This window comes from Pseudoalteromonas sp. SG43-3, from assembly GCF_014164385.1.
In the GTDB taxonomy this organism is placed as follows: Bacteria; Pseudomonadota; Gammaproteobacteria; order Enterobacterales; family Alteromonadaceae; genus Pseudoalteromonas; species Pseudoalteromonas distincta.
Genome location: NZ_JACJFC010000036.1, coordinates 1 through 13,320, shown reverse-complemented (window position 1 = coordinate 13,320; position 13,320 = coordinate 1). Strand labels below are relative to the sequence as shown.

Sequence of the window (13,320 nt, the reverse complement as noted above, 5' to 3'; positions counted from 1 at the left end):
GATAACCGACGAAATTACTTGCTTCATCCTATGTATTAACTCGCTCTAATTCGAGCTGAAGTAATTATGGCTTAAAAAGTGAAGCAAGGATCAGTGTGCTTAACTTGACAGTGGGAGTCATACCACGCCCGCTTAAGGGGCAGCCAACGCTACTACTAAGCTTCCGCATAACACCGTAATCACAAAAACCAACGCATAGTAAAATACCGCGCGTTGGCTGTCCCTCTTGAAGCGTTTGTTATGTTTTGGGCCAATTGGTACGATTTAGACCATAAACAGCATGATCTACAACTCGGCCATTCAAATTTTCTGCGCAACTGATTATGCCCTCAAGCGAGAAACCTAAACGTTCACATACATTACGACTTGGAATATTTTCGCTCGCTGCTGATATCTGAACCTTTTCCATATCAAATTCAGTAAAAGCCAAGTCGGTCAGTTTTAAAACTGACTTACTCACGATACCTTTACCTTGGTATTCAGAGCTTAACCAGTAGCCAATCTCTACTTTTTTCAGTTGACGGTTAATACTGTTAAAACTGATATTTCCAACCAACTTATCTTGGTAAATCATCCCACAAACTAAGGATTTTCCATCAGCATAATCATGCAATGAACTTTTGATAAAGCTAAGAAAAAACTCTTCATTGCTTGCATGAGGAGGCCAAGCTAACCATTGACTCAAATATTCTCGCTCTCGACTGACAATTTCAAGATAGGCCGAAGCATACTTGGGAGTAACCAAAGCCAGTTTCAGATCGGTATCAACATCCAATGTAAACATGATTTCCTCTTAAAAACATAACAATTTAGTCTACGACATTTGTCGCTTTACAAACCGGCAAATGTCCTTATATTACAATAACTTTATCCTAGCTATAAAATAAACAACTGTAAACAGTTAGTTAGCTTCGCCTTACCTTTTCTAAATGCAGCAAAACCCCAAAATGGTGGAGATCAGTAATACCAGACAAATCGTTGTTTATTTATACAGCTTGGTTGTTAGTTAAAAGGTTATATTTTAAATATCTGTGTTTAAACCAACAACGCGCTCCCCCTATAACCCTTAACCTTGTAGCTCATTATTATTTATATAAACCACGCCTATTGAATACTCTGTATTTTTACTTCATATTGGGGCGTGTTGACCTTTGCGGATTGAAATTTGTTCAATCTAGGGGCGATTAAATCGCGGCGCGAGGTTTGTAACCTAGTGGGCTAAGTAAAAACCGAGCAACAAAGAGTTTATCGTCCCTAGAAAGAATCCAACGGGCAGCGCATGTTTGGCATTTATGCTACGTTATCGCCTATTTATGGGGAGTAACCACACTACATAGGCTCTGCCTTGCCTAAAAACCAAACACACTGCTGCAAATTCAACCATCAAAGATAAACACGCCCTAACTCTTTTCTTCAATTATGAGGCTGTTATGTCATTTTTAAAATTTAGCCATGCACTTATCCTTACACTTGCTAGTACCCTACCACTTACAAGCCATGCGGCGCTTGATAAAAATGAGCGTGAAATAGTAAAACAGGTCGATAAAAACATTCCCCAAGCACTTAAAGAAATAGAGCAAGCCGTAAATACTAATAGCGGATCGCTTAATATTGAAGGTGTAAAAAAAGTAGGCGCGCTGACAAGCAAGCAACTTAAGGCCATTGGTTTTAAAGTAGAATGGCTGGATGGCAGTGCGTTTAACCGCGCAGGACATGTACTGGCAACCCATGAGAGTAAAAACCCCGATGCAATAAAAATACTGATGATCGGCCATCTAGATACGGTATTTGCCAAAAACGATAACTTTACTACCTACAAACAACTTGATGCCGATACAGCCAGTGGCCCAGGCGTTGCCGATATGAAAGGCGGTAACACGATAATAATTACCGCACTTAAAAGCTTACAAGCCCTTAATTTACTCGAAAATGTAAGCATAAAAGTATTGCTGACTGGCGATGAAGAAAGCAGCGGTCGCCCGCTTAGCTTATCTAAACAAGCTATTGTTGATGCAGCAATTTGGGCTGACGTAGCGCTTGGTTATGAAAATGGCGATAACAATATAAAAACAGCTATGGCGGCGCGCCGTGGTTATACCGGTTGGACGCTAAATGTAACGGCAAATGCAGCGCATTCGTCACAAATATTTAGCGAAAGCGTTGGATATGGCGCTATTTACGAAGCATCACGCATTTTAAATGATTTTAGAGAGCAACTTGCCACGCAACCTAATTTAACATTTAACCCAGGGCTTATTGTGGGCGGTACAAATGCCGATTACGACAGTGCTAATTCGTCAGCAACGGCATTTGGTAAAAGTAATGTAATAGCACAAACCGTGCATGTTGCAGGTGATTTACGCGCACTTTCGCCAAAGCAGGTAGAAAGCGCTAAAAGGGTTATGCTACAAATTGTGGCTAAAAACTTAGATGGCAGTAAAGCAGAGCTTATTTTTGAAGACGGTTACCCGCCAATGGCATTAACTGATGGCAATAAAAAGCTATTAGAATTATACAGCGACGCAAGCCACGATTTAGGCTTCAACAAAGTAGTAGCCGCCAACCCTCGCAACGCAGGTGCAGCTGATATTTCATTTGCGGCAAATCATGTTGATATGGCACTTGATGGTTTAGGTTTGATGGGCAGCGGCGCGCATACTAAAAACGAAACAGCCGATTTAACCAGCCTTGATAAAAACATTAAAAAAACTGCATTACTCATTTATAGATTAGGAAAACTGTAATAGTAAATGTATTTTAAAGATGAGCGTAGGCCAAATAATAACCGTCCTACGCTTGTACTTACTTTTAAGACATTATTTTAAACAATAATTCTCGCACTGTGGCCGGTTCAAACGGTTTATCACAAATAGCATCAACTCCCGCTTGAGCAATATTAGCTAGGTGAGTGTCGTTTGCCTCTGAGCTCACCATTAAAATAGGAATATGTGAGTAGCTATTTGAGCTTCTAACGGCTTCTGTTAGTTCTCGCCCGTCCATTTCTGGCATGTTGTAGTCGGTTACTATTAAGTCAAACGGTTGGTTATTCAAGTGCTCAATAGCTTCTTTACCGTTTTCAGCTTCTATTGGTGCAGGTATTCCCATCCCTGCAAGTACACGTATTATGTGTTTACGCGCAAAGCGGCTGTCGTCTACCACTAAAACTCGCAGCAACGTTACGTCAAAATGATCAAGTTCTACTTCTTCTTCGCTTATGATATCGAGGGTTGCTTTGAGTGCGCGGGTAATGGCTTTTGCGCTAAAAGGCTTAGGCAAAATAGCCAGCACACCCGATTGGCGTAATTGCTCAAGGTATTTTTTATTACGCTCGCTCGATATAAGCATAAAAGGTTGGTGCTCGGTGATAGGGTTTGATCTTATTTCTTGCAATAGTGAGTCGGCTGTCCCGTCAGATAAATACATAGAGCTTATAACTAGATCAGGGTGATAACTTGCTAATAAGCTAAGCGCTTGTGTTTGTGTAGATGCAGTTTCAACTTGTTTTACACCACTTTCTAAAAGCGATTTTATTATTATTTTTTGCTGAACCTCTGAAGGCTCTACAAGTAAAATGGACAAGTTTGCTATTGCAGTTAAGTCGCTCATTCAGATCTCTTTAGTATTGTTATAATCAGGATAATAATAACATTTTTGACTCGTTAATATTATATAAAGAGATTTTAATATTTAAGAAAACATTACCAACCCCTTTAAAATATAGCACTTATTAATTAGATTGAATGTAATCTAATGCATTCATTTTTTTATATGTGACGTTAGCGTGCAAAATATGTGCAGGTTCAGGGTCAACCACTTCAACAGGAATGTCGTAATTTCGGGCTATTTCAATTGCCATTTGCGTAATATTGACGCTAAACGAGGTGCCCATAAATACAATTTTATCGGCGTTGAGCATACGCTGTTGTGCTTGTGTTATTCTGTAAAGCTCGGTGTAGTATTCGTCAAATAATAAAACAAAGGGCTTAAATGAATGGTTTAGCTCAGGCGTTTGGTTTTGAATATTAAATAGCTCAAAAAGAGACTCTTGCAGGCAGTTTTCGTCTACGCTATCCCACGGGGTGGCAAGTGGCGTGACTGGCTCACCTTGCTCATGAAATAAGGTCATTTGATCAAGCCTGCCGTGTATCGCTATGTAATTTTTGTTACCCGCTTTGCCATCAAGCCCATCTATGTTTTGAGTAATTAGGTTTTTGTCACTTAGCCAATGGTGTACGTCGTTTGGGCCATGGTTGCGATACGTTGCAAAGCGATGGTAATACCATGCTAAAAACTCTTTTGGGGCGTTTTGATACATTGCGCGCGTTGCCATTTCCATAGGCGTATAATTTTTACTGCCAATGGTCCAATAACCATCCTCCCCTCTAAAGGTGGGAATACCACTGGCTGCGCTGACTCCCGCTCCTGTAATGTAAAGAGTGTTCACTTTTCAACCTCGTAACCGAGCACGTTAGCGCTTACTTGCTGATTATTATCTATGCCGCCAATTCGATATAAAACCCCACTGTGCTCAAGTAAGCCACGATGATCCATGCTCTTTACTTCAACTGGGGATAAAATCTGCCATTTGTTTTTTTCGATACTAAAGCGCCAAACATGGTCACTTGCTGGTGCAGGTTTGCCGTCGTAACCTATTGCGCTGTAGTTATATGGGTTATTAGAGCCTGCCATCATATAAATATTGCCATTATAGCTGGTGGCTGCCATTCGGTAGTGAGCAGTGCCTGTTGGATGTGGCAACGTACGCCAATCTATTTTTTGTGGATTAGTTGAATCTATTGTGCCTTTTAAGCACTGTGCTACACCTGCAAACGAGCGACGCGAATCAGGATTAGCTTGTGTTTTAACGCCATCACAAATAACAATGGTGTTACCACTAATAGCAGCGGCTTGGCCAAATACAGGCTCACCTAAAAATGGCGAGGCTTGTTGCCATGTATTATTTTGCGTGTCGTATACTTGTACTAAGTTTACGTTGCCGTCGTTATGCCAACCGCTAATTAGATAAATGTAACGCGCTTTGTAGCTCAGCGCTACGCTATCGTCTACGGGTACTGGCATACTCGCAAGATGAGTGTAGGTATCTTTTATTACGTCGTACATATATACGTCGGGGCTTGAAACTTCAGTATGATCCTCTGCTACCGTATAACCGCCAAACACATAAGCGTACTCGCCTAAGCCGACTGCGGTGCTTGCTAAGCGCCCTTTTAATGGCAAGCTTGAAGGCACACCAGTTTTAGATTGCCACTGTGAATCGCCAACTTTAAGCGTCCACACTTTGTTATGCACTGACGAGTATTGTTTATCGCGCCCCAGCCCCATAAAGCTTAAAAAGTAGGGCTGGTTTTTTACAATAACTTTAGCCACAGCATTATTTGCAACAGGCTCAGGTAAAGCGGGAAGGCTTGCTAACGCAAGAGAAAAAAGAAGGCTCATAAGGCAAATAATTTAATAAGAATTAATACGCTCAGATTAAATTATTTTAGCCTTGTGAGCCAGTATTGTTATATCAAAATAATCAAACGCTTTTGATTAATAACCATATTAGTAGGCAATACTAATATGCTGATTTACGTACGCTGCATTTTGCGCTACATCAACCATTGCTGTTGCGTAATCAGTGACCGAAACTTTGCTTTCGCCTGCATCATTAGTAAAAAATGTATTACTGCCTATACGGTAATTGCCTTCATTATCACCCAGACATTACTTGTGCAGTTTATTTATCAAGGAACTACCTACAAACTGCTGTAAGAGCATTTATAGATTTTTAACGCAGCGCTGGAAAACCGCTATTAAAAATGTGGCGGTAAGTAATGTATTGTAGTTAAGGGCGTTGTGAAGATGAGCTGTCTAAGGTGGTAGTTCAGCATAATTTTTTAAGGTAAATAGGTTACGTTATCTAAGCCTTGTTGTTTATTTTTGTACATAGCTTGATCAGCATATTTTATAAGTTCGTGATCTGTTTGGCCGTGCTCTGGGTAGTTTGCAATGCCAATACTGGGGGAAATATTTAGTAGTACGTCATCTAACTTAAAGACAGCTTTAAACTCAGTGAGGACTTTATTTTTTATTCTGACGGTTTCGTGGCTAGATCTTAAATTATCTAAAATAATTAAAAATTCGTCTCCACCTAAACGCCCTACTGTGTCGTAATGCCTAACCGACGCTGAAAGCCTTTTTGCTATAGCACATAAAAGCTTATCGCCAGTTTCGTGTCCGTGGGTGTCGTTTACTGCTTTAAAGCCATTTATGTCTATAAACAGTAAAGAAAAAAATGTGTTGTTTGTAGTTGCACTAATAATTACTTTTTCTAATCGCTCCATCAATAAAGAGCGATTAGGCAAACCAGTTAACACATCGTGCCGAGCCATGTAATGGAGCTGCTCTTCCATTACTTTTCGCTCAGTTATATCATGCGCTACTGCAATTCTTACTTGATGTTGCTCTGACCAACGAACAGACCATAATATATGGACTACTTGACCATCTTTTCTCATCCAGCGGTTTTCGAAGCGAGGGTTTACCGTTTCGCCAGACAATAGCGAAGTTACGGCGTTATGCGTTTTGTAATGATCACCTTCGTAAACATAGTTAATCATCTTTTTGCCTACAACTTCGTCGGCCGTATAACCAAAAATTTGCTCAAATGCTGCGCTTACAAAAACAAATGTGCCTTGTTTATCTACCACACAAACGGCATCAAGCATTAAATCGAGTACTGCTTCTACATTAATTAATTCATTTTTTATCATACTTTGGTGCCTTCAAAGCAAAACCAAGCAAATTTAAGTATTCTATATAGCTTTAACAAAAGCAAAGATAATTAAACCACAATCGCAGATAACACAGGGCTAGGTATAAATTGTGCCCATATAATTAATATTGCTTTGAGAAGCATGACACGAAAAAGTTAAGATTAAATATTTAATAACCGTAAATACTTTGAAGTTATTCTGAAATAGACTAAATTTTAAGTTGTATATAAACATATATTTATCAGTTATTTACATTTTACTGACTCTTTAATAAATATACTTATAAAGTTCATTTAACTATATTTTTACAGTTCAATTGGGCGAAATTAGACCTTTTAACTACTACAAAATTAGCTACCTTGATTTAATCTCATTTATGCTTTTACACTGTTAATGTATGTTAATATTGTGTGATATCACATGTGTTACAAAAACAAAGACTGTTTTTGATTTTTTGATTGCGCAGGAGACTTTTGGGTGAAAATATCACAACGTTTGTTTTGGCCATTACTTTTTGTTTGCCCTCTCTTAACGGCCGAGCCGTTTGAAGATGAAGACCTCGACCTTGATGCTTTAATGGGCATGGATGTACAAGCAACTTCTGCGATGAAAAGAGCGCAATCAGCATTTGATACCGCTTCATCTATTTATGTATTAAGTAAAGAACAAATTACTAACTCTGGTGCTACATCAGTACCTGAAGCACTGAAAATGGTGCCTGGTTTAATTGTACGTCAGCTCGATAACAATCAATGGGCTATTTCATCAAGAGGTATTGCCTCTCGATTTTCTAGCAAGCTATTGGTTATGATTGACGGACAAAGCTTATATACCCCAAAATTTGCTGCAGTTTATTGGGAAACACTCAACGTTCCTTTGTATGACATTGAACGCATTGAAGTAATACGCGGACAAGGCGGATTACTTTGGGGTAGTAACGCAAATAATGGCGTGATTAATATCATTACTAAAAACAGTATTGATACTCGCGGTGGATACGCAAACGTAACAACTGGTAATCAAATAAATGTTGATGCAAATCTTCGTTACGGTGGTGATATAAGTAACATAGGCAGCTACCGTGTGTATGGTCATGTAAAAGATGCGAATGAATCAAAAAAAGGGATCTTACTCGCACCTAACGATACAACTAAACAAAATTCTTTAGGTTTTCGGGCTGACTTTACCCCTAATGATGAGTGGTCTGCGCTACTTCAGGGGGACGTTACTCACTCAACACTTGGTCAAAACTACCGAGGTGTTATAGATGAAACCAACGAAAACATTTCATTCTCAGATGATTTAAAGCGAACAGACTCACGCATAATGGCACGCCTTGAAAACAGAGTGTCGCCCGATGCCAATCAAATGCTACAAATTTCTTGGCTGAAACAAAATGGTTCCCAAGATTATATTAAAGAAGATTTTGAATCGATAGATATTGATTATCAAATGAACTTCATATACCAATCTCTACAGCTAGATTGGGGATTAAACTACCGGTATAACTCTATCTCTTTCGCAGAAAGTGTATTTTTAGATAGCGATAAAAACTTTGATAACCTCAAACAGTTTGGTGCACTTGTTCAAGCTCAATACAATGTGACGCCTGATACACTCGATTTTATTATTGGTACTAAGCTTGATCATAACGATTTAACTGGCTGGGAAAATCAACCGTCAGCAAGGCTTATATACAAACCAGTAGATAACCACCTTACTTGGGGTGCTATATCGAGAAGTGTACGTACACCAACATTGATTGAATTTAACGACAACTTTAAAGTTAATGGTACTGAAATTAAAGATCTTACCGGTTTAAGCTCTGGCTTTGGACAAATAGACGACTACCGAATTACAACCTACCTAAATGGTAACGACAAAGTTAAATCTGAAAACTATCTATCTTATGAATTAGGCTACCGTTTTACTGCTAACGATTGGTCATTGGATCTTTCTACTTATTATACCGATGCTAATAACGTAGCGGTTATTGATATGAATACGCATGCTGAACAATTCACACCTATACTTGAATTATTTCTAGCAGGGAGAATCCCAGAAGTATTTCAAGCACTAACAATGACTCGCGTAGATTTAGACTTTGCATCTGTAGCAGACACGACCACTAAAGGGTTCGACCTAGTTGTATCGTGGCAACCTGTTGATAATCTCAATACTGAGTTTGGTTATAGTTACACCGATTATAACTACGATTTACCTCCTCGAGTAGAGCCCGCAATCGGCTATGACTCTAAAAACAGGCAGTTATTTGCAAAAGCCGATTATTCTTTTTTAACCAACCATAATGTGTTTGCGACATTGCGCGCAATAAACTCAAATGCATATAACACTGATAATTACACAACGTTAGATGTTAGTTGGAATTGGCAAGCAACACCTGTGTGGTCTACTGCAATTTCGGGTAAAAACCTCTTTGCAGGTTCACATATTGAGTACAATAATACGCGCGAAACCTATACATTACCAAACTATATTGATGAATGTATTACATTTACAATTTCAGCAAATTTCTAAGTTAATTAGATGATTAAATTAAGAAGTTTAATTCACAGTAGCTTAATAACGTTGACACTTCTTAGTGCCAGCGTTGGCGCTGTTGAAAAAGAATACATGCTAAAAGCAGGCTTCTTATATAACTTTGCACGTTTTGGACACTGGGATTATCATTTAGAATCTCTTAATGAATTTATTATTTGTAGCCCTGATAAATACTTTATTGATGCGGCTAACAACGCTTTAAAAAGTCGCACTATAAAAAACTTACCTCTATACAATAAATTAATCACTCTGGATGAAGTAACAACCTCGGCGTGTAACATGCTATTTATTACCTCTGATACATTTATCGAATGGCAAAACATAACACCTTTAGAGCTGAAAAACGTTATGCTCATTGGTGAAACAGACACATTTATTGAAAATGGCGGTCATATCAGGTTTTTTCTTTCCAGTGGTAAAATTCGCTTTGAAATTGCTCCGAAACAGCTTAAAGATGCAGGCATTACTATGAGCTCAAAAGTGCTACGCCTTGCCCGCGTTGTAGATAGGTAGTGCAATGAAAAAACTATTTGCATTAAATACGATGAGCAAAAAATTACTATTTATCTTAATGAGTGTTGCACTTGTATCAACCGCGACAGTAACCATTGTATTTAGTGCTTATGAAATCACTAGCGCTAAAGAGGAACAAATAGAAAGCTTGGGCTCTCTGTCAAAAATGCTTTCACCGAATATAACTACAGCACTTATGTTTGATGATATTGATGCAGTGCAAGAGCTTATAAACCCAATACTTATACGCTCAGATGTTATTAGTATAATGGTAACAAGTATGACTGGTGAGCAACTTGTTATTGCGCAATCCGAAGATGAAAATATGGAGCAAAGTATTGAAGTAAGTACACCCCTTCAGCTCGATATGCATGATTACGGTATATTAAAAATACGCGCTAACAACAGCTACATTCAAGACAGAATTACTTTTTACTTTAAGTTTATAGTGATTTTGATGATATTCACCTTTGCCATCAGCCTAATTTTATCTCTTTTATTAAGGCGTCGCTTTTTAAACCCTATTTTATATTTAGCTCAAACAGCAAGTAAAATAACTACATCACACGATTATAGCTTACGCGCTAAACAGCTATCACAAGATGAAGTAGGACAATTAACCTCTTGTTTTAATGCGATGTTATACAACATTGAGCAAAGAGAAAATTCATTAGAAAACCAAGTTAGACTGCGTACTAATGAACTTGAAAATGCGAATGTTCAGTTGCAACAATATGCCTACCAAGATGGATTAACCGACTTACCGAACAGGCGTTATTTTTACGAAAAACTACAAAGCTTAGTAAGTATTAAGGGAATGAAGTTCGCCCTTATATTCATAGATTTGGATGGCTTTAAAGAAGTAAACGACAGCCTAGGGCACGACTACGGTGATTTACTCTTACACCAAGTAGCAACAAGACTGCAAAGTTGTATAACGACTAAAGATACAGTCGCACGTTTGGGTGGTGACGAATTTACATTAATTTTAGAGGGTGTAAATAGCCCGGATGAAGCATCAAAAATTGCCGAAGCAGTAAAAAGTAGTTTAATGCAGAGCATTAAAGTAAAAAAAGAGACAGTCTATGTTACTGCAAGCATAGGTTTAACATTTTTCCCTGCTGATGGTTTAACAGTAGAAGAGCTCGTTAGACGCGCTGACCAAGCAATGTATTTATCTAAAAATAAAGGGCGGAATCGCTATGAGTTTTTCTCCTATGCTATCGAAGAAAAAGCCACAGAAAAGCGTCGTCTAATAGAGGAAATACGCACTGCAATTGTTAAAAACCAATTTGAATTATTTTACCAACCTATATTTTCAATTGACGGGAAATCAGTACCAAAAGCTGAAGCCTTAATTCGTTGGAACCACCCTGAAAGAGGCCTAATAGGGCCAAATGAATTTATACCAGTTGCTGAAAAAAACGGATTAATAAATTATATCGGCCAATGGGTAAAATCTCAAGCAATTCAAGATACCGTCCAATTCAATGTTTTAAGTGAAAAGACAATTCAAGTCAGTGTAAATACATCACCTCTTGAAATTGACCGCGCTGGTTGCTGGGTGGATGAATGGATTGTTGCAAGTAAAAAGTACCAACTACCCGCAAACACCATTTTAATTGAAGTCACTGAAAATACTTTAATGGATCCCGACTCGTCAATACAACGACAATTAAAACGCTTAAGCACTATTAATATAGATATTGCGATTGACGACTTTGGTGTTGGTTATTCTTCTTTGGCGTATTTACAGCGCTTAGATATAGATATTTTAAAAATAGATCGCTCATTTATCAACGATATAGAATCAAACGATAATAGTATTGCTCTCGTGAAAGCTATTATCACTATGGCTCACAATCTAGACGTAATGGTGGTTGCTGAAGGAGTTGAGACACAAAAACAGTATGACCTATTAAAGCAGCTTGCTTGTGATTACATTCAAGGCTACTTCTTTTCAAAGGCTATTTCTAAAAAAGAGTTTATGGGAAAATACATAGAACAAAAAGAAGTGATCTAATTTTTGTCTATCGTGTGAACCTTTTACAATTCAATATAGAAAACCCCATAACTCTTAATTTACATTCAATATACTTATAGCCTTACCTCAAGCTATAACCAGCGAGGGACAAGTAATTTATACTCTTTATATTGTGTAGAAAAACGATGGGTCAAATGAGCTTCCTCAACTAAAGTTTGTCTATATATAGCAATTAAACCAACCACTAAGCAGATCAAACTAAATATACTAGGTAAGGCTAAAAAGAAACCTACTTGTGCTGCTACGATACCTAAATACATCGGATTTCTAGAGTATTCATATAATCCTGATGTTTTAAGCTCATGTGGTCCCTTAGGATCAATTCCTGAACGCCAAAGGGCTGCCATCTGAAAATGTACAAACATCGTTAAAATAAAGCCTGCGGTCAATAATACATCGCCAAATAATACGCCTGGCCAGCCATTGAGTATTGGGAATAGCCCAAGATAGCTATCTAACTCAGGTACAAACACTCTCACTACACATACAAACCAAATAGCAGCTCTGAAAAACTTAAAAACCATATGGTTCCACCAACTAGTACAAAATTTATCACCGGGATAAATAACGCCTGATGGTGTATTTCGATTTTTATAAATAATTCTAAATGTATAAAATCCGGCAACAAAAGTATAAAAAATAGCTAAGTAAACTCGGGTAAATTCAACTAGCGATGCAGAGTCATCTACAAATGTTTCATAAGGCATTTAAGTTACAGCTCACAATCATTATTGGTAGTAATTTTAAAACAACTAAGCCAATAGATTTAGTTATAAGATTATGAAATCATATTAGTATTCATTGCCCTCATAAACAAGCTAAGTCTGTGGTTAGTTAACGAGTTATAATCAACTAATCAAACTAATTTATAAATTCTGTTTGATACTTCACCTAAACAACTGCTTACACAAACCGAAAACGTAAATTCGGTAGTTCACAATTTTATTTTTATACCAATTCGCTTAATTAAGTGATCTATTTTTCCGCCCTACTTGATGGTGTTGGTATGAGTGTATATTAATTGCGCACATTTCACTTTTCTGCAGGCGTAAAAAAGCCCGACTATTTCTAGTCGGGCTCTCTACAATTTGAAGCCTGGTAATGTCGTAGTGCCCACAGCGGTGGAGAGTCACATAGCAAATGCTACTGGATTGGCCCATTGAGATATTGAGGGATTTTGCTGTGATTTTAACGTCGGGAGTCGCTGTGCTCGCCCGACCTACGTGATGGGTGTTGCTGTGAGTGGATGATAATTGCGCACATTTTACTTTTCTGCAGACGTAAAAAAGCCCGACTGTTTCTAGTCGGGCTCTCTACAATTTGAAGCCTGGTAATGTCCTACTTTCACATAGCAAATGCTACACTATCATCGGCGCTGTTTCGTTTCACTACTGAGTTCGGCATGGAGTCAGGTGGGTCCAA

Annotated in this window: 10 protein-coding genes; 4 read left to right on the top strand and 6 right to left on the bottom strand. The window is 38.2% G+C overall.

Going from position 1 to position 13,320, the window contains the following annotated elements; translation table 11 throughout:
• Positions 1–238: 238 nt before the first annotated feature.
• Positions 239–784, bottom strand: coding sequence for a GNAT family N-acetyltransferase (locus tag H5157_RS19980; RefSeq protein WP_013868587.1), 546 nt, complete (start codon positions 782–784; stop codon positions 239–241).
• Between the two features lie 646 nt (positions 785–1,430).
• Between H5157_RS19980 and H5157_RS19975 the strand changes: the two genes are divergently transcribed.
• A complete protein-coding gene (locus H5157_RS19975; RefSeq protein WP_182725378.1) occupies positions 1,431–2,744 on the top strand; it encodes a M20/M25/M40 family metallo-hydrolase in 1,314 nt (437 codons plus the stop codon).
• 64 nt (positions 2,745–2,808) lie between these two features.
• Here the strand turns inward: H5157_RS19975 and H5157_RS19970 are convergent, their stop codons facing one another.
• The 4 genes from H5157_RS19970 to H5157_RS19955 form a co-directional block, all read right to left on the bottom strand.
• Positions 2,809–3,606, bottom strand: coding sequence for a response regulator (locus H5157_RS19970; RefSeq protein ID WP_182725377.1), 798 nt, complete (start codon positions 3,604–3,606; stop codon positions 2,809–2,811).
• A gap of 121 nt (positions 3,607–3,727) precedes the next feature.
• Positions 3,728–4,444 (bottom strand): Sir2 family NAD-dependent protein deacetylase, encoded by a 717-nt coding sequence (locus tag H5157_RS19965; RefSeq protein WP_182711793.1) that lies wholly within the window; start codon positions 4,442–4,444, stop codon positions 3,728–3,730.
• Entirely contained in the window at positions 4,441–5,457 is a 1,017-nt protein-coding gene (locus H5157_RS19960) for a kelch repeat-containing protein (RefSeq protein ID WP_182725376.1), read from the bottom strand. Before H5157_RS19960 ends, H5157_RS19965 begins: the two co-directional genes overlap by 4 nt.
• 443 nt (positions 5,458–5,900) lie before the next feature.
• A complete protein-coding gene (locus H5157_RS19955) occupies positions 5,901–6,776 on the bottom strand; it encodes a diguanylate cyclase domain-containing protein (RefSeq protein WP_182725375.1) in 876 nt (291 codons plus the stop codon).
• A gap of 480 nt (positions 6,777–7,256) precedes the next feature.
• Here H5157_RS19955 and H5157_RS19950 point away from each other — a divergent pair, with 480 nt between their 5' ends.
• The 3 genes from H5157_RS19950 to H5157_RS19940 are packed head-to-tail and all read left to right on the top strand — an operon-like array spanning position 7,257 to position 11,877.
• Entirely contained in the window at positions 7,257–9,317 is a 2,061-nt protein-coding gene (locus H5157_RS19950) for a TonB-dependent receptor domain-containing protein (protein WP_182725374.1), read from the top strand.
• A gap of 9 nt (positions 9,318–9,326) precedes the next feature.
• On the top strand, positions 9,327–9,854 hold the full coding sequence (locus H5157_RS19945; protein WP_024596128.1) for a YfiR family protein: 528 nt from the start codon (positions 9,327–9,329) through the stop codon (positions 9,852–9,854).
• A gap of 4 nt (positions 9,855–9,858) precedes the next feature.
• Complete coding sequence (locus H5157_RS19940) at positions 9,859–11,877, top strand: bifunctional diguanylate cyclase/phosphodiesterase (protein ID WP_182725373.1); 2,019 nt, start codon at positions 9,859–9,861, stop codon at positions 11,875–11,877.
• Between the two features lie 92 nt (positions 11,878–11,969).
• On the opposite strand, the gene H5157_RS19935 is transcribed toward H5157_RS19940, so the two are convergent.
• Entirely contained in the window at positions 11,970–12,605 is a 636-nt protein-coding gene (locus H5157_RS19935; protein WP_182711799.1) for an isoprenylcysteine carboxylmethyltransferase family protein, read from the bottom strand.
• Positions 12,606–13,320 lie beyond the last annotated feature (715 nt).